13 protein-coding genes are annotated in these 19,179 nt (G+C 49.1%); 10 read left to right on the plus strand and 3 right to left on the minus strand.

Annotated elements, in window-relative coordinates; translation table 11 throughout:
* Positions 1-150 precede the first annotated feature (150 nt).
* From pyrB to NW212_RS01145, 6 genes are read left to right on the plus strand one after another with little or no spacing between them, the layout of a single operon-like run.
* Entirely contained in the window at positions 151-1,095 is a 945-nt protein-coding gene (gene pyrB, locus NW212_RS01120; protein ID WP_258336816.1) for an aspartate carbamoyltransferase, read from the plus strand.
* 48 nt (positions 1,096-1,143) lie between these two features.
* Entirely contained in the window at positions 1,144-1,602 is a 459-nt protein-coding gene (gene pyrI / locus NW212_RS01125; RefSeq protein WP_375337931.1) for an aspartate carbamoyltransferase regulatory subunit, read from the plus strand.
* 2 nt (positions 1,603-1,604) lie between these two features.
* Positions 1,605-2,171 carry a flavin reductase family protein gene (locus NW212_RS01130; RefSeq protein WP_258336818.1) on the plus strand — a complete coding sequence of 189 codons (567 nt, stop codon included), beginning with the start codon at positions 1,605-1,607 and terminating at the stop codon, positions 2,169-2,171.
* A 3-nt stretch (positions 2,172-2,174) separates the two neighbouring features.
* Positions 2,175-2,912 carry a porin family protein gene (locus NW212_RS01135; RefSeq protein ID WP_258336819.1) on the plus strand — a complete coding sequence of 246 codons (738 nt, stop codon included), beginning with the start codon at positions 2,175-2,177 and terminating at the stop codon, positions 2,910-2,912.
* 29 nt (positions 2,913-2,941) lie between these two features.
* Positions 2,942-4,222 carry a serine hydroxymethyltransferase gene (glyA, locus tag NW212_RS01140; protein ID WP_258336820.1) on the plus strand — a complete coding sequence of 427 codons (1,281 nt, stop codon included), beginning with the start codon at positions 2,942-2,944 and terminating at the stop codon, positions 4,220-4,222.
* A gap of 30 nt (positions 4,223-4,252) precedes the next feature.
* On the plus strand, positions 4,253-4,969 hold the full coding sequence (locus NW212_RS01145; RefSeq protein ID WP_258336821.1) for an OmpA family protein: 717 nt from the start codon (positions 4,253-4,255) through the stop codon (positions 4,967-4,969).
* A gap of 69 nt (positions 4,970-5,038) precedes the next feature.
* Here NW212_RS01145 and NW212_RS01150 read toward each other — a convergent pair whose 3' ends face one another.
* A complete protein-coding gene (locus NW212_RS01150; protein WP_258336954.1) occupies positions 5,039-5,662 on the minus strand; it encodes a trimeric intracellular cation channel family protein in 624 nt (207 codons plus the stop codon).
* Positions 5,663-5,681: 19 nt separating this feature from the next.
* Entirely contained in the window at positions 5,682-5,987 is a 306-nt protein-coding gene (locus tag NW212_RS01155) for a hypothetical protein (RefSeq protein WP_258336822.1), read from the minus strand.
* On the opposite strand from NW212_RS01155, the gene NW212_RS01160 reads away from it, so the two are divergent.
* Positions 5,987-7,555 (plus strand): sulfatase, encoded by a 1,569-nt coding sequence (locus tag NW212_RS01160; protein WP_258336823.1) that lies wholly within the window; start codon positions 5,987-5,989, stop codon positions 7,553-7,555. The two genes, NW212_RS01155 and NW212_RS01160, sit on opposite strands and share 1 nt — an antisense overlap.
* A 184-nt stretch (positions 7,556-7,739) precedes the next feature.
* On the opposite strand, the gene NW212_RS01165 is transcribed toward NW212_RS01160, so the two are convergent.
* The gene (locus tag NW212_RS01165) at positions 7,740-11,687 is read right to left on the minus strand and encodes a response regulator (protein WP_258336824.1); all 3,948 of its coding nucleotides are present in this window, start codon (positions 11,685-11,687) and stop codon (positions 7,740-7,742) included.
* Positions 11,688-11,946: 259 nt separating this feature from the next.
* On the opposite strand from NW212_RS01165, the gene NW212_RS01170 reads away from it, so the two are divergent.
* From NW212_RS01170 to NW212_RS01180, 3 genes are read left to right on the plus strand one after another with little or no spacing between them, the layout of a single operon-like run.
* Positions 11,947-15,285, plus strand: a complete 3,339-nt coding sequence (locus NW212_RS01170) for a SusC/RagA family TonB-linked outer membrane protein (protein ID WP_375337932.1) — start codon at positions 11,947-11,949, stop codon at positions 15,283-15,285.
* A gap of 11 nt (positions 15,286-15,296) precedes the next feature.
* On the plus strand, positions 15,297-17,144 hold the full coding sequence (locus NW212_RS01175; protein ID WP_258336826.1) for a RagB/SusD family nutrient uptake outer membrane protein: 1,848 nt from the start codon (positions 15,297-15,299) through the stop codon (positions 17,142-17,144).
* A 46-nt stretch (positions 17,145-17,190) separates the two neighbouring features.
* On the plus strand, positions 17,191-19,104 hold the full coding sequence (locus NW212_RS01180; protein WP_258336827.1) for a DUF5006 domain-containing protein: 1,914 nt from the start codon (positions 17,191-17,193) through the stop codon (positions 19,102-19,104).
* Positions 19,105-19,179 lie beyond the last annotated feature (75 nt).

Raw genomic sequence — 19,179 nt, forward strand, 5'->3', positions numbered from 1 at the left:
CATCATCTTCACCAATCTTTCCCATCATCTTCATTCAAATGACGGCTTATTTTCAGCCCCCTCCCGAAAACTCCGGAAAACAGATGGTTTTTTCTATTTTTTTCCCTACCTTTGAACTCCGATATTTATAACAGCATTAAAAAGCTTAATATGGAAAATAGAAGTTTAGTCACGATTGCCAGCCACACGAAAGAGAAAATCCTCTACCTGCTGGAAATGGCAAAAGAATTCGAAAAGAAACCCAACCGCCATCTGCTTGACGGGAAAATAGTTGCAACGCTTTTCTTCGAACCTTCAACACGCACGCGGCTGAGTTTTGAAACGGCGGCAAACCGCCTCGGAGCAAAGGTCATCGGATTTACAGACCCTAAGGTTACCAGTTCGTCGAAGGGAGAAACGCTGAAAGACACCATCATGATGGTGAGCAACTATGCGGACATCATCGTGATGCGGCATTTCCTGGAAGGCGCGGCAAGATATGCGAGCGAAGTGGCACCGGTGCCTATCGTAAACGCGGGCGACGGAGCCAACCAGCACCCTTCGCAGACCATGCTCGACCTCTATTCCATATACAAGACACAGGGCACGCTGGAAAACCTGAACATCTATCTGGTGGGTGACCTGAAATACGGACGCACCGTACACTCGCTCCTGCTGGCCATGCGCCACTTCAATCCGACATTCCACTTCATCGCGCCCAACGAGCTGCGGATGCCCGACGAATACAAGCTGTTCTGCAAGGAGAACGGCATACAGTTTGAAGAGCACAAGGAGTTTACGGAAGAAATCATAGCCGACGCAGACATCCTTTACATGACACGCGTGCAGCGCGAACGGTTCACCGACCTGATGGAGTATGAACGGGTGAAGGACGTATATATCCTGCGCAACAAGATGCTGGAGCACACACGCCCGAACCTGCGCATCCTGCATCCGCTGCCCCGCGTGAACGAAATCGCATACGACGTGGACGACAACCCGAAAGCCTACTACTTCCAGCAGGCGAAAAACGGACTTTACGCGCGCGAGGCAATCCTCTGCGACGTGCTGGGCATCACCCTCGACGAAGTGAAGGCTGACACCGAAAAGCTATAACGAGAACATCAAATCTGACCAGATTATTCACTTATCCATCCTATGAACATGAACGAGAAAAAAGAACTGCAGGTGGCCGCGCTGAAAAACGGTACGGTCATCGACCACATACCTTCGGACAAACTGTTTACAGTGGTGTCGCTTCTCCATCTGGAAGACGTGACTGCAAACATCACCATCGGAAACAACTTTGAGAGCAAGAAGCTCGGAAAGAAGGGCATCATCAAGATTGCCGACCGCTTCTTCAGCTCGGACGAAATCAACCGGCTCTCCGTCGTGGCTCCGAACATCGTGCTGAACATCATCAAGGATTACGAAGTGGTGGAGAAAAAGGCGGTGATCATGCCCGACGAACTGAAAGGCATCGTGAAATGCAACAACCCGAAGTGCATCACCAACAACGAACCCATGCAGACATGGTTCCACCTGGTGGACAAAGAAAAGGGCCTGCTGAAATGCCACTACTGCGAAAAGGAACAGTCGAAAGACAACATCAAGCTGCTGTAGCCATGAAGCAGGACTGGAAACCGGGAACAATGATCTATCCTTTGCCGGCGGTGCTGGTGAGCTGCGGAAGCTGCGAAGAAGAATACAACATACTTACCGTGGCATGGACGGGAACGCTGTGCACCAACCCGCCCATGTGCTATATCTCGGTCAGACCCGAACGGCATTCCTACCCCATACTGAAGAAAAACATGGAGTTTGTCATCAACCTGACCACAAAGGATATGGCATACGCAACCGACTGGTGCGGCGTGCGCTCGGGAAAAGACTACAACAAGTTCCACGAAATGAAGCTCACGCCGGGAAAGGCGGCAATGGTAAGCGCACCCATCATCGAAGAGTCGCCGCTGTGCATTGAATGCCGGGTAAAAGAAATCCTTTCGCTCGGTTCGCACGACATGTTCATCGCCGATGTGGTGAACGTGAAGGCCGACGACAAATACCTGAACTCGGAAACGGGAAAGTTTGAACTGGCCGACTCGGGGCTGCTTGTCTATGTCCACGGAGGATACTACGAACTGGGCAAGAAGACAGGCAAGTTCGGCTGGTCGGTAGAAAAGAAAAAATAGCCTATGTGGAAGAGTCTGACTCTCATCATCTTCTGTGCGGGAATGCTGATTGCGGAAACCTTGCAGGCACAACGCATTTCCACACCGATGGTGACCCTCAAGAAACCACGCTTCAACGTGGGAGTAAGAGCGGGGTTCAACTCTTCCATGTTTTTTACCGACCGTTTCACCATCAACGGAGAAGGGCTGGAAGGAATGCAGAACAACTACAAAGTGGGCTACTTCGCATCCGTCTTCTGCCGCTTCAACATGAAGAAGCACCACTTCATCCAGCCGGAGATTTCGTACAACGTACTGCTGGGAAGTATCTCAATCCCCTATACGCTTGCAAACTCTTCGCTGATCGAAGAAAGCGCGCTCATCAAAAGCCGGGCGACGACAATCGACATCCCTCTGCTCTACGGCTATAAATTTGTCGACATTCATCCCTACGGAATGGCTTTCATGGCAGGGCCGAAAGTGGGATGGGTATGGAAAGAGCATTGCGAGAACACGTATTCAGGTTTCTATCAGAAAGGCATACACGAAACGGTGGGACCGGTAAGATACAGTGCCGTAGCCGCATTCGCCGTCAACATATCAAACATATTCATCGACTTCAGATACGAGGTCGGGCTGCACAATGTGACCGAATCAATCGGATACGACAGCTCTGCCACCGAGGAGCCGTATAACCAGGCAGAAATAAAGATAAAGCGGAGATTGAACGTACTGAGCTTTTCAGTCGGAATCATTTTCTGACAATTCAAATCCAAAAAACATTTATAATCATGAAAAAAGACGACGCTATTTTTGACATCATCGAAAAAGAGCACCAGCGGCAGTTGAAGGGTATCGAACTGATCGCTTCGGAGAATTTTGTAAGCGACCAGGTCATGCAGGCCATGGGATCGTGCCTGACCAACAAATATGCAGAAGGCTATCCGGGCAAACGCTACTACGGAGGATGCGAAGTGGTAGACCAGAGCGAACAGCTGGCCATCGACCGCCTGAAACAGATTTTCGGCGCAGAATGGGCCAACGTACAGCCCCACTCGGGCGCACAGGCTAATGCCGCTGTGTTCCTAGCCGTACTGAATCCGGGCGACAAGTTCATGGGACTGAACCTGGCACACGGAGGACATCTTTCGCACGGCTCGGCCGTAAACACATCCGGCATTCTCTACACGCCGTGCGAATACAACCTGAACAAAGAAACCGGACGGGTAGACTACGACCAGATGGAAGAAATCGCCCTGCGCGAACGCCCGAAACTGATTGTAGGAGGCGGATCGGCCTACTCGCGCGAATGGGACTACAGGCGTATGCGTGAAATCGCCGACAAGGTGGGCGCGCTGCTCATGATCGACATGGCTCATCCTGCCGGTCTGATTGCTGCCGGACTGCTCGACAATCCGGTAAAATATGCGCACATCGTGACTTCTACCACACACAAGACGCTTCGCGGTCCGCGCGGAGGTGTCATCATGATGGGCAAAGACTTCCCCAATCCATGGGGAAAGAAAACGCCGAAAGGTGAAATCAAGATGATGTCGCAGCTGCTCGACTCTGCCGTATTCCCCGGCATACAGGGAGGCCCGCTCGAGCATGTCATCGCAGCCAAAGCTGTAGCATTCTACGAATGTCTGCAACCGGAATACAAGGAATACCAGAAACAGGTGCAGAAGAACGCGCGCGTATTGGCACAGGCGCTGATGGACAGAGGGTTCACCATCGTATCGGGCGGCACGGACAACCACTCAATGCTGGTAGACCTCCGCACAAAATATCCGGATCTGACCGGGAAGGTGGCAGAAAAAGCGCTGGTAAGCGCAGACATCACGGTCAACAAGAATATGGTTCCGTTTGATACCCGTTCGGCATTCCAGACTTCCGGCATCCGGCTGGGAACTCCCGCAATCACTACCCGCGGAGCCAAAGAGGACTTGATGTATGAAATCGCCGAAATGATCGAAACGGTTCTCTCGAATGTAGACAACGAGGAAATAATTTCTTCAGTTCGTCACCGTGTGAACGAAACAATGAAGGGCTATCCGTTGTTTGCATACTAGAAAACAGCTTAACTAAAATAAGAAAACATTATGAACAAAATGACTTCAATGGCTATCCTACTGAGCGGATGCTTGGTGCTTAGCGGATGTGGAATGACAAACACTGGTAAAGGCGGACTGATTGGTGCAGGCAGCGGCGCCGCACTGGGAGCTGCACTCGGCGGCATATTCGGACACGGCAAAGGAGCGGCAATCGGTGCTGCCGTAGGCGGTGCTGTCGGTGCAGGCGCAGGCGTGCTGATCGGCAAGAAAATGGACAAGGCAGCAGCCGAAGCTGAAAAGATTGAAGGGGCACAAGTGGAAATGGTTACGGACAACAACAACCTGCAAGCCGTAAAGGTAACTTTTGACTCCGGCATTCTTTTCCCTACAAGCAGCGCCACACTCAGCTCATCGGCCAAAGCCGCATTGAGCAAGTTTGCCAACAATGTGCTCAACCAGAACCGCGACATGGACGTATCCATCTACGGATATACCGACAATACGGGATGGAAAAACTCAACGGCAGAACAGAGCGCACAGAAGAATCTGAACCTCTCGCAGGAACGCGCACAGAGCGTATCAAGCTACCTGCTGGGATGCGGCGTTTCTCCCAACCAGCTGAAATCTGTAGAGGGAATGGGCGAAGCCAACCCGGTTGCTGACAACTCGACTGAAGCCGGACGGCAGGAAAACCGCCGCGTTGAAGTTTTCATGTATGCCAGCCAGCAGATGATCCAGCAAGCAGAAGCCGGCACTCTGCAATAAAAGACTTTGCCGCAGAAGGCGACAGAGGCGAACATACGCGCCTCCCGCTTTCTGCGGCAATCTCATGTATCAAGAATCAGAGGATCCTTCTCCTTTCAGAATAGGAAGTGTAATCCGAAACTTTACGGCAAGCACACGCGCAAGAAAGACGGTTGTTCCGCCTATTATCTGCGACACATACGACTCCAGACCTTCTATCAGGCAAATCCAATAGACCAGACCGCCTATCACGCAAGCCATGGCATAAATCTCCTTGCGGAAAATCAGCGGAATCTCATTGATAAAGATGTCACGCAGCACACCGCCGGCAGCACCTGTTATGCTTCCCATCATGATCGCGATCCAGAAAGGATACCCCAACGAATAGGCCTTGCTGAAACCTACTACGGTGAACAGAGCCAGACCGATGGTGTCAAAAATGAAGAAGGTGTTGTTCAGCCGGATAACATAACGCCCGAAGAGTATCACAAAGCCCATCGCAAGGGCCGTACAGATAAGATACATCGGATCAATCATCCACGCCGGTGTCACGTCAAGCAACAAGTCGCGTATCGTTCCGCCACCGATGGCCGTAACCAGTCCCACGACATATGCGCCGAACCAGTCGAACCGCTTGGCAGAAGCCAGCCGGATGCCGCTGATGGCAAAAGCAAACGTCCCGACAAAATCGAGAATCGTTACAAACGAAGGAATGTGAAAAAAGTCCATATATTCAAATTACTGTTTTTTTACTGCTCATTTCTGCCTGCGCCACCTCCGGCTGTCCGACCGCGGATGCGGAATTTTCCGGCACAGCCGCACGCAGCCATGCAATTCGCCCGCAAAGATAATCATAAATCAAATATACAACAGATTTTGGTTTCCATTTATCACGCGCCAATGCCAGCCGCACAATACCAATAATCACCAATAAACTACCAAATATGACCATTCGGCCGCCAATGTCGGCTCCGATCTTTGCAAGAAAGAAATATAAATGTAAATTTGTGCATTCAAGAATCACAAAATTTACAGCCAATGAAAAACATCGCCTTATTAAGCGGGGCAGCGGCATTAGTGTTCCTGACAGGAGCATGCCAGAACAGGAAAGATGTGCGGACCCCAAAGTACAACATCGTCTACATCATGACAGACGACCACACGGCTCAAATGATGAGCTGCTACGGTTCGCCTTATGCCGAAACGCCCAATCTCGACCGCATCGCCAACGAAGGCGTGCGATTCACGAACAGCTTCGTAGCCAACTCACTGAGCGGCCCCAGCCGTGCATGTATGCTTACAGGAAAGCACTCGTGCGCAAACAAATTCTATGACAACACGACCTGCGTATTCGACAGTTCGCAGCAAACCTTCCCCAAGCTCCTGCAAAAAGCGGGATACCAAACAGCCGTCATCGGCAAATGGCACCTGGAGAGTCTTCCGTCAGGGTTCGACTATTGGGAAGTCGTGCCGGGACAAGGAAGCTATTACAACCCGGACTTCATAACGCAAGACAACGATACAATCCAGAAGCATGGCTACATAACAAACCTGATCACTGATGACGCCATCGACTGGATGGAAAACAAAAGGGACAAGGACAGGCCGTTCTGCCTGCTGATCCACCACAAGGCAATCCACAGAAACTGGATGGCCGACACCTGCAACCTGGCTTTATACGAAGACAAGACTTTCCCTCTGCCCGATAACTTCTACGATGACTATGAAGGACGTCCCGCAGCGGCTGCACAGGAAATGAGCATAGTCAAAGACATGGATCTGATCTATGACCTGAAAATGCTCCGTCCCGACAAGAACAGCATCCTGAAAGCGACCTATGAATCGTTTCTGGGACGCATGGACAAAGCACAGCGCGCAGCCTGGGACAAGTTCTACGATCCGATTATCAAAGATTTCTACAAACAGAACCTCTCGGGAAAGGAACTTGCCAACTGGAAGTACCAGCGGTATATGCGCGACTATATGAAAACCGTCAAATCACTTGACGACAATGTGGGGCGTGTGCTTGACTATCTCGAAAAAAACGGACTGCTGGAAAACACGTTGGTTGTCTACACTTCCGACCAAGGGTTCTATATGGGCGAGCACGGATGGTTCGACAAACGCTTCATGTATGAAGAGTCAATGCATACCCCGCTGATTATGAGGCTTCCGAAAGACTTTACACGCAAAGGGGACATCACGGAACTGGTGCAGAACATTGACTACGCTCCTACTTTCCTCGAACTGGCAGGCGCTCCCGTTCCGGAAGACATTCAGGGTGAATCGTTGCTTCCGCTGCTGAAAGGAGAAAAGCCCGAAAACTGGCGCAAGGCACTGTATTACCATTTCTATGAGTACCCTGCAGAACATATGGTGAAACGCCATTACGGTGTACGGACAGAACGCTACAAACTCATCCATTTCTACAATGACATCGACTGGTGGGAACTGTATGATCTGGCAAAGGATTCATCAGAAATGCACAACCTTTACGGACAGAAGGAATACGAACCGATTGCAAACGAACTGAAAGAAGAGCTGAAACGCTTGCAGGAACAATACAATGACCCGGTCCGCTTTTCTCCCGACAGGGACAAGGAGTAACCTTGACCTGAAGCGATATTCTTCTGAATGAGTCCCAAAGCGAAAGCCGGCATTCAGAGCCATCAACCTGGCCGAATGCCGGCTTTCGCCTGCTTTTTCCCCAACCAGCCTCAGAGCCTGAATTTTCTGGTCAAGCAATATTATACCCAGATTCTTAAGCCGGCAAAAGACATCCCTATACAGGTCACTCCTTGCCTTTGGCAAACTGCTCCTTATACTCCGTAGGCGTGCATCCTGTATACTGCTTGAATGTGGTACTGAAATAGCGCGCAGTAGAAAATCCCGTAACATCTGCTATTTCTGCAAAAGACATGTCGGTAGTCTTTATCAGCACAATTGCCTTTTCCAGCTTGATCTTGTTGATATAGTCGTTCAGCCCCATTCCGGCAACAGCCTTCAGCTTGTTGTACAAAGAAGTGCGGCTCAAGCCGATTTCCTGACAGATGAAAGGGACTCCCAGCTCCGGATTGTTGAGGTTTTCGTTGATAGTCTTGTTCAGTTTCAGCAGGAAATTCTCATCAACGGCACTGAATGCCGCCTCTTTAGGCTCCGGCAGAAATGCAGACTGCGAATACCTCTGCCTGATGTCTTCCTTAAGCTTCAGCTTGCTTCTCAGTATTTCAAGCAATGTTTCCACCTCAAAAGGCTTCGGGACATAGGCGTTGGCTCCCATCTTATAGCCCGCCTGCAAGCTCTGCTCTTCGTTGCGGGCGGTCAGAAGCACAACAGGAATATGGCTGTAATCAATATTCGACTTGATATACCTGCAAAGCTCATACCCGTTCATTTTAGGCATCATGATGTCGCTGACCACAATGTCCGGAAGATATTTCTTTAAAATCTTCACAGCTTTCTCACCGTCGGAAGCCGAATAGACCTCCTTGAAACAGCCCGCCAGCGATTCCTTCAAGAAATCAAGCAGTTCATCGCTGTCATCAACAACCAGCACCGTATATTTCTTCGTATCGATGCTGCTTTCATTATTGCTCACCAGCTTTTCTTCCGTGTCATTGAACAGTTCGTTAAGATAAGGCTTGGACTCACACGAAACCTTTTCCGGCTGCAAGTCAGAAGGCAGTTCAAAATAGAATGTGGCTCCTTTCCCCACATTGTCAGAAGCGCCGATTTTTCCCTTGTGAAGCTCCACAAGAACTTTGGCGTAAGACAGTCCGATTCCTGTACCCGTACGTTCCTCGTTCCCCTGATAGAATCTGACAAAAAGTTTGTTCAAATCAACGCCTTGCAACCCCATTCCTTCATCAGACACAGAAATGCGCACCTTTCCGTCCTCCGCCAGTCGTGAAGCCACCCGGATCGTGCCTCCTTCCGGACTGTGCTTGATGGCGTTCATCAGGAAATTGGTCAGAACGATTGTACACTTCTCCTTGTCAAAGCAAACGGCCCGGATCTGGGGATCGAGTTCCGTAACAATTTGAATCCCTCTTGCCTTTCCTTCATCGTAAAAGTCGCCGACCGTATTTTCAATCCATTCGTTCATCGGATAAAGCTCGAAGTGCATGTTGCTTGTCCCGGTTTCCATCTTCCGCAAGTCAAGCACCATATCTATCAGTTCCTTCATCTTCTCCGACTGGCGATAGATTCTGCCAAGAGGAAGGAAATCAGGATTCTGAGGCGACATGTTTTGCAGAATCCGCTTCAAGGGGGCATGAATCAGAGTCAAAGGAGTACGCAGCTCATGACTGATATTGATAAGGAAACGCACTTTCTGCTCATAAATATCTTTTTCTTTTTCTTTCATCGCAAGTTTCAGCCGGTTGGTCTTTTTCCGGTAATACATTCCCGAAACCGCAAAAATCAAAGCAATCAGCAGCAAAGGGGCAACCAGTTTGAACACCCATGTCCGATACCAGGGAGGAAGCGCATCAACGGTAAGCAGCAGTCTTGGATCCGTCCACTCTCCGTTCTGTCTGTTGCAGGAAACGAAAATCTTATGCTCTCCCGGAGGCAGCAGACGCAGGCTTATCTCCGGGCTGGCAGACTCAAAGTTCTGTATTCCGTCAGCGTTCTGCATCGTAAGTCTGTACAGCCTTTCTCTGAAAATATCTTTCTCTTCAGACATGACAAACAGCGACAAGGCCTTGCTTCCCCAAGGATAATTGACATGCGGATTTCCGTCCCAGCTGATATTCTTTATCGGAACCCCATCTATCTGTACGCCGGTCAGCCTTATCAAAGGCTTGTCGGTTTCGTCAAACGAGAAGAAACGGCTTATATGCAGCAGTCCCCTGATACCGCCCAAGTAGATGTCGCCGTCATTGTCACGCAGCATCGGCTTTCCCAGGTATTCATTATGCGCCACTCCGTCGGACTCCCCCAACATGGAAAAACGTTTTTCCTTCAGAAAATAAACATAAAGATTATTGTTCGCGCCGATCCATAAGCGGTCCGAGCCGTCGCGTATCACACTGTTCACTCCCCGGAAAGCCTCAGCGTACACGTCTTCCGGATGTTTGCCGGCAATATCAAAGCGGATGATTTTTCCGTTTGAACCGATCCAGACATTCCCCTCTCCGTCCAGCGATGCGGAATTGATTATTTCTGTCGAAGGAAAGTCCGACAAACATTCCATCTTATCTCCGCCAACGGCCAGACGGTAAAGGTTTCTGTTGTCACGCATATACGTATAACCGCCCTCCTGTCCGACCGGGAGCAAGCTTCCGCCCACATAAGGCAGTTCCGGAGAAACGATCTTCCCGATGCGCCCGGTCCTGACATCGTACCGGTAAATGCGACGCCCGAACATCAGGATATTGCCTTCCGACTCATTGAACAGATTCAAAGTCTGCCTTTTGTAAAGGAGCAGCCTGTTTATTTCACTGTCAGACATTTTCAAAGGCTCCAGATTCCCGCTATCCATATCAAACAAGAAGAATCCCCGGGTATAAAGAGAAAGCAGAAGCTTTCCTCCGCCAAACTCAGCAATAGAAGCCACTTTTGCATAGCGGGTTTCCGGATAATGAGTAAAGGTATACGTCCGCGTGTCAAGCCGGTTGATTCCTTCCCCGTCAGTACCAATCCATATATAAGGCGAACCCGGCTTCTGATACAGGCACAGTACGGTAGGATTGCTCAGCCCGTACGGACTCCCCAAAGGAACGTCTGTAAAAGTACAGACCATGCTCCTTTTGATATTGATGACACCGTTGCGTACACTCCCGGCCCAGATGGCGTTATTGCTGTCTTTATACAACACTTTTATTGATGTGCCGGGAAACGAGCGCTCGTCAGCCTGACGGTGAGTCAGGATATTCACGCTGCCTGTTTCCGGATCCAGAATATTGATTCCACCTCCGTCCGTACCTATCCAAAGCAGCGAATCCTGCTTTACGAGCGAAAGTATGACGTTACTGCTCATATCCGAATTCACCGTATTATAAAAACCTGTCCGCTTCCCGGACAACTTGTCGAAGCACGACAGCCCGTGATTATACGTAGCAATCCAGACACGTTCCCCATCAACAAGCATGGCCGACACTTCTTTCGAGCAGTCATAGGGAGCTTTTGTGAAGGTCTTGGCATTCATGTCAAGAATGAAGACTCCTTCATCCATGTTCTTGCACAGCAGAAGTTGGGACGAGAGGGGAACCATACCGTCTATCCGAAGCCGTTTCTTTGTTTTCAGTTCCGCAACCGGAACCGCGCAATGCGCCTTTGCATCGTAACGGTAGACGATATCTTTTCCGCCCAGGTACAAGATATCATCAGCAAGGCACGCGGAAAAGGCTGTCACCGTACGTCCTTCCGAATCAGCAACTGTCCGGAAACAGTCGTCCTGTCTGTTATAAATACATACTCCGCCTGGCGTAAGCACCCAAAGATTCTCCTCTTTGTCAGCAAGTATGTCCCATATCATATTTTCAGGCAAAGAATTTTCCGGCTCAGCATGAACGTATGACTTCATCGTCCCTCCATCGTAACGATACAGCCCCTTGGGTGTTCCTATCCACACATAACTGTTAGGCTCCTTGTAAATGCAGTTCACTTCGGAAAGAGGGACTGCCCCGTCGGAAATGGGCTGGAATACATAATGAACGGCATCAAGCGCAAAAGCCGGGCAGCCCCCAAGGACTATCATTATACAGATAAAAATATCTTTCAGAACTTTTTTCATTTTTATGTTTTTCGTAAGTCTAAATACAAAGTTAAAAGTTTTTTATCAAAATCCAAACGTACCGGAATATAAAGAGGAGAAATGCGGCACTCCAGAAACAAAAGCTGCTTTCAATATCATCCGCAAGCACTTCCATTTTTATCCGCCCGGAACAAATAACCAAATTTTGAAGTTTAAATGACTTTATTTGGAATGCTCCTGCCTCTATTAGCAATATTTTTGTTGAGCATAAAATTCAAACAATGTTAAAATTTAAGCTATGGAAAGTATGAGAAAGAAACTTGCAGTTTTCTTCTTAGTACCGCTGCTCGGGATGCTTGGAGCCATCGACGCTTTTGCCCAGCAGAAGGTAGTTTCCGGACAAGTGACCGATGAAACAAATTTCGGCATTCCGGGAGTAAATGTACAAGTAAAAGGCACAAAAACCGGAGTAATAACCGATCTGGACGGAAATTATTCGATAGAAGTGCCAAGTAACAAATCTGTTCTTGTCTTTTCTTTCATCGGGTATGCGACACAGGAAGTGCCCGTAAAGAACCAGACAAAAATCAATGTTCTTTTAAAGGAGGATTCCCAGACATTGGACGAAGTAGTCGTTGTCGGTATGGGTACCCAGAAACGCAACACGATTACCGCAGCCGTGGCAACTGTAGATCAGGAAGCGATTGTAAACCGTCCGGTAACCGACCTGACCAGCGCGCTGCAAGGTAACGTAGCCGGATTGAACTTCGCTTCGGATGCGGCCGCTGACGGTGTAGGCGGTGAAGTCGGTGCAGAGATCAAATTCAACATCCGCGGTATCGGTTCTATCAATGGAGGTGAGCCTTATGTGCTGGTCGACGGTGTTGAACAAAGCATGCAGAACGTAAACCCTTCCGACATTGAAAGTATTTCTGTCTTGAAGGATGCCTCTGCAGCCGCTGTTTACGGTGCCCGCGCTGCATACGGTGTGGTTCTGGTAACCACAAAAAGCGGAAAAAGCGGAAAGGCGCGTGTGACCTACCGCGGTTCTGTCGGATTCAGTTCGGCCATCAACATGCCTAAGAGCATGAACTCCCTGGATTTCGCCAACTACATAAACGAGATCCGTGACAATACGGGACAGACAGCACTCTTCTCCGACGAAACAATAGCAAGAATACAAGGATTCATGCAGAATCCCTATTCTGCCGAGTTTCCAGGCATTGACATCAACCAGGCAGGCGACGGATGGGCTTCTACTTATTATAATCAGTATGCCAATACAGACTGGTTCGACTATTACTTTAAAAACAATGCACTGCGCCACTCGCACAACCTGAACATTTCAGGCGGAACAGACAAAGTAACCTACTATTTAGGTATGGGATATACTTATCAGGAAGGTTTGATGGATCATGTGGATGACAATTTGAGCAAATACAATGTCAATGCCAAATTGCAGTTCAAGGCCAACGACTGGCTGAAGTTCAACTTCAACAACAATGCTACGGTGAATATAATCAAACGACCGATGGCAAACCAGACAATCTTTTACGGAACAATCGCCGACCGCTACCCGACTCAGGTAACGCAGCTTCCTGCAGAACGGAACAACCTGCCTACGTGGAACGAAATGCTCTACATGGAAAATACAAGATATAACCAGAACCGCATTTCTGACGCAATGTCTATCTCAGCCACAATCACACCGCTGGAAGGATGGGACATCGTCGGAGAAATGAAGATGCGTCTGGATGTTGAAAACAACGACCTTGAAATGGGCTTTCCGAAAACAGTTCTGCCGAACGGTACGATACAGACTATTACGGGTAACAGACAAGGATATCAGTACCCGGGAATGACATGGAGAAACACACAGTTCGGCTCTTATACAAAAGGCAATGTGTTCAACTATTACCTGTCGCCCAGCATTTCTTCTTCATATACCCACCAGTGGGGCGACCACTACTTCAAGGCAATGGCCGGTTTCCAGTGGGAAGTGCAGAACAACTCGAACGGCTATACCTATAAGGACGGCATGATGAGCGAAGACATCTTCTCGTTTGCCAATGCAAACGGAGTGCTGTATGCCGGAGACAACAGAGAACACTGGGCTACAATGGGAGCGTTTGCACGACTGAACTGGAACTGGAGAAACATCTATTTCCTTGAATTCAGCGGACGCTATGACGGCTCTTCACGTTTTGCTCCGGGGCATCGCTGGGGATTCTTCCCTTCGTTCTCCGCAGGATACGACATTGCACGCACTGACTATTTCAAGAATCTCAACTTGCCGATCTCTCAATTGAAAGTACGCGTTTCATACGGACGTCTGGGTAACCAGAACGGAGCGGGACTATACGATTACCTCGGCACAATGGTATTGAATGCAGCGCACCAGAACGCATGGCTCCTGCCAGGTGCAGCCGACGGAAGCATCGCCAAAGGAACCATCGCAATGACTCCTGCCATGATAAGTCCTTTCATCACCTGGGAAAAGGTTGACAACGCAAACTTAGGTCTGGACCTTACACTGCTTGATGACCGGCTGACTCTTACTGCCGACATTTACCAGCGTACAACCCGCGACATGATCGGACCGGCAGAAGCGATCCCCTCAATCAGCGGTATCATTCCGGACGACCGCGCCAAAGTCAACAACGCAACTTTGAGAAACAGAGGTTGGGAACTTTCCGTACACTGGCAAGACCAGCTGGCATGCGGATTCAGCTATGGCGTGGGATTCAACGTATTCGACTATAAGGCGGTAGTCACCGAATACAATAATCCGGAAGGATTGATATACAACAACCACACAGGTCTTGACCGGAACAAGGGATATTATAAAGGCATGGACATCGGTGAAATCTGGGGATATGCAGCAGACGACCTGTTCATGACCAACCGTGAAGTGGACGAATACTTGAAAACTACTGACCTGTCGTTCTTCAAATCCAATACCCAATGGGAACGCGGCGACCTGAAATTCATCGATTCAAACGGTGACGGCAAGGTAGATCCGGGAAAAGGAACACTGGCGGACCACGGAGATTTGCAGATTATCGGAAATACCACTCCACGATATTCGTTCGGTATCAACCTGAATCTCGGATACAAGGGCTTTGAAGTATCTACCCTGCTGCAAGGTGTCGCAAAACGCGACTTCCCGATGGCCGGAAGTACGTACCTGTTTGGAGGAAGAAACTATTTTGAAGAACACCTCAACCACTTCAGCCCGGAAAATCCGAACGGATACCTTCCGCGTCTGACAGACGCTTCGACCGGAGGCGGTGACATTGACTGGAAAGTCAACACCGGATACAATACGACAAGATATTTGCTGAATGCGGCTTATATGCGTATGAAGAACCTGACAATCTCTTATACGTTCCAGAAGAACGTCACGAAATATCTTGGATTGGAGAACCTGAAAGTTTATTTCACTTGCGACAACCTGTTCACCATCGACAAGCTGCCCAACGCATTTGACCCAGAAACGCTGAACCAGGTCAACACATGGGCAGGAGGAAGCAACGAACAGGCTCCGGGACTTACTTCAGCCCTGACTCAGAACGGTAACGGTAAAGTTTATCCGATGAACCGCAACTTTGTATTTGGAATTGATTTAACTTTCTAATTGAAAACAAGATGAAAAAGACACTGATAATATCACTCATTGCGGCAAGTGCAATGGCTACGACATCATGCTCCGATTTTCTCGACAGGCTGCCAATGACCGAGCCGAACAACGAAACATATCTGTCTACCGAAAATCAGGTACGCAGCTATATCAACGGACTGTACATGGCGATACCGACATTCAACCAATACGGACTGGGGGTGCGCGCTGAAGAAAAGAACAGCGACAACATCCTTGCCGAGCAGTATGACGAACGCCTCAACGGAGAGTTCACCAATTTCAGCGGAGCCAGCGACTGGTCTACAGGATATCAGAACCTGCGCGACGTGAACTATTTCTTTCACTACTATACGGTCAGTGAAGATGAAGAAAACGATAACCTGCGTTCGCTCCGCGGAGAAGCTCATTTCCTGAGAGCCTACTGGCATTTCTATCTGCTGAAAAGATTCGGGAACATTCCGCTGATGGATGCGTTCTGGGATGAAAACGCAACAATTGAAGGACTGCAGATTCCGCAGAAACCGCGCAATGAGGTGGCCAAGTTTATCCTGCAAGATCTCACCACGGCAAAAGGACTGCTGCACGGCAGAAGCGAATACAAGGGATTGCGGATCAACAAAGAGGCCGCGATGATTCTTGCCATGAACGTTGCCCTTTATGAAGGATCGTGGGAAAAATACCATGCGAACGACGCTTTTGCAGCTCAGACAAACGAGTCGGAATATTTCTTCAACCAGGTAATCACCTGGGGAGATGAACTGTTCCAGGCGGGCATCACGCTCAACACCAAAGATACCGATCCGTTCGGTGCCACGACTCCTGCCGACGCGTTTGCGCACATGTTCAACCAGAAGGACTACAGCAATGTGCCCGAAGCCGTTTTCTGGAAGAAATATTCGATGGCAGAAGGTGTATACAACAGCGTAGTTCCCTCATTGGCTGGCGGCATCGTTGATACGGACGGGGCGGCAGGCCTGTCTAAATCGCTTGTAGACAACTACCTGAATGCAGACGGAACATTCATCAACCCGACAGATGCAAAGTACAAGGACTTCAACGTGATGTTCGAAAACCGCGACCCGCGCCTGACGGAAACAGTGATGAGCACCGGACACAAGTTCAGATCAGCCACCATAACTCGCCCGATGTGCGTGAAGGAATTCATCCAAGACGCCACAACGGATGAAGAAAAGCAATCGAACGCGGAAATTCTTTCGCCTTATCTGAACGGTGACGGCAACGGACGCAACCTGACCGGATTCCATACCGCATTGGGAGTTGACACGACCTACACAAGAGATTCGTTCTGGGATACGGGACTCGTTATCTTCCGCTATTCCGAAGCACTGCTCGCATATGCAGAAGCGGCTGAAGAACTGAAGAAATGTGATGACACCGTTTTGGAGAAGACGCTGAAACTGTTGCGTGAACGCGCAGGAGTAACTTATGTGAAGCCGAACGATATGGGCAAAGACCCTCATTTCTCAGACTTTGGCTACGAGCTGACGCCGAACATGCAGGAAATAAGACGCGAACGCCGCTCAGAACTTGCACTCCAAGGCTTCCGCCTGGATGACCTGATGCGCTGGAAAGGCGAAAAGCTGATCGTAAACCAAAGAGGACGCGGCGCATATTTAGGCCATGACGGTGTTTTATACAAATCGTTCAACACAAGCGACACTGAAACCGCCAACGCGCTGGGAAGACTGCTGACCGATGTAAACGGATGGCTCGACCCACTGCAAGGACGTTTGCCCAACGGATATCAGTTCCATGCAGACAGAGATTATCTGATGCCGATTTCTCCGGACGAACTGGCACTGAACAAACAGTTGAAGCAAAACCCTAACTGGTAATCATATGCTGAAAGTCAATTCAAATCAGATTTAAGAAAAAGAAACTATGAAACATTCATTTATCAACTATATGTGCGGAGCTTTTTCCTTACTCCTTTCAGCGGGACTGGCAGGATGCGAGGACACATACAAAGTGGCTCCGCTGGCAGAAGTTGTCGACCTGACTATGACGGTAGACAACAACAATCTGGCCATGGGCGAAACCATGTATATTACCTTTGACGTTACGGACAAAGAAAGCCAAACCGCCAACGAAGAATTCGACATCAAGCTGAACGTGACAGCCAACGGACTGGAAGATGCCACTACCCTGTTCGAGAATTTTCCGTCAGCAATTGTCTTCGGCAAAGGCGAATCCTCCAAAACAATCTCAATCCCGGTCAAGAAAGAAGGAATCTCCGGTTCCTATGCCGTCAATCTGAACGCTTTCGCACGCGGATATACAATAGGCAATGCTTCGCAGAGCGTACAGGTGGCCGACTACCACTATACGACAATCTCTCTGAAGAACAATGCGGACAATGAGGTCAGAGAAAACCAGACATTTACACTGGTGGCTTCGGTCAATGTGCCCGTGAAAGAAGACGTTACCGTTAAAGTAACTCCGGGGACAGGACTGAAAGACAAGGTTGACGAGATGCCTTCCCAACTGGTAATTCTTGCCGGAAGCAGTACGGCCGAAAGCGACCCGATCACAATGGAAAGCGACCCGAAAACAACGGAAGACGAAACGTTCGACATTAACTTTGAAACAAACTCGCAGACTTATCCGCTGAGCGCAGGCCGGTTGAAGATTACCAAAATCGACATTCACAAAGGAATGGGTACACAGATTATGGACGAACGCTGGCTGTATGAAGACGCGGATGAAATGTATGTTTCAGAAGCCCGGCAGAAAGATATAGAAGCCTGGGGACCGTCACAGAGCTACAGACTCATGCATGAAGGCGATCCGCATCCCAACGCCGGCAAGGTGCTGCCCGAAGGAAAATGGAAATTTTACAGAGCATACGAATTCCATAATGTGGCTTTCTGCAAAAAGCCGACAAAGACCAATGACGGAAGTTGGACAAATGAAGATTATCCGCAAGGATTCGCAGATCAGAACACACAGGCTGTAGAAACAGGAGGTGCTGTCGACAACGCAAGATATACATGGATTACGTCTGAAGGATATCTGCGGATGATAACCTTGAAAGAACAGACAAAATCCAAACGCAACCAGCAAACCTTTAATTTCGGAACGTCTGCACTGTATGCAAACAAATTTAATTCGAACAACACCAACAACCATAATTACGCGCCCCAGAATATACGTATCTATCCGGGCATGCGCATTGAAGTAAGAGCACGTATCCGTGGCGCCAAGGCCAGAATGTTGCCGGGCATATGGCTTCAGGGAAACCAGGCACAGGGAGGAGATAACCCATGGGTCGTTTGGCCTGCTTACGGCGAAATCGACGTGATGGAAAACAATACACTCGCTAATGCCAATACTGTGGAACAGACATTCCACGTGGGAACAATCGTTGACAACAAACATTACAACCCCACAATCGACGCTAAAAGAGTCGGATTCAGCGGCACAGTAGACCAGTTCAATATCTATTGGACAGAATGGCTCGACAACGAAACGGTTACTATGGGTATCAACGGAATAGAAACCATCCGCATTACAAAAGCAGAGGTTGAAAAGAACGGGTATCAGTGGCCGTTCACAGACCAGATAAACGATGAAGGCCTGCATCTGCTGCTTACCATGATGTTCTTGGGCAAGGTAGCTCCAAACGATTCCGAATCTGCGGCATACGCCGGCATCACATACCAGGATGCCAGAACTTCACAATACAGCGGTGCCGACTCTCCGATTCCAAGAATGGAAATCGACTGGGTAAGATTCTACACCGACAACACCTACAACACGCACGGGAAGCAATTCAATCCCATAATTCTGTACTAATCAGACCAGGCGGACAATCTTGACTCAGCATCAGGAAATGCAGAAAGGCTGTCCGCCTTTTTAACCTTACTGAAT

The sequence above is a fragment of the Bacteroides sp. ET225 genome (assembly GCF_024733745.1).
Lineage (GTDB): Bacteria > Bacteroidota > Bacteroidia > Bacteroidales > Bacteroidaceae > Phocaeicola > Phocaeicola excrementipullorum.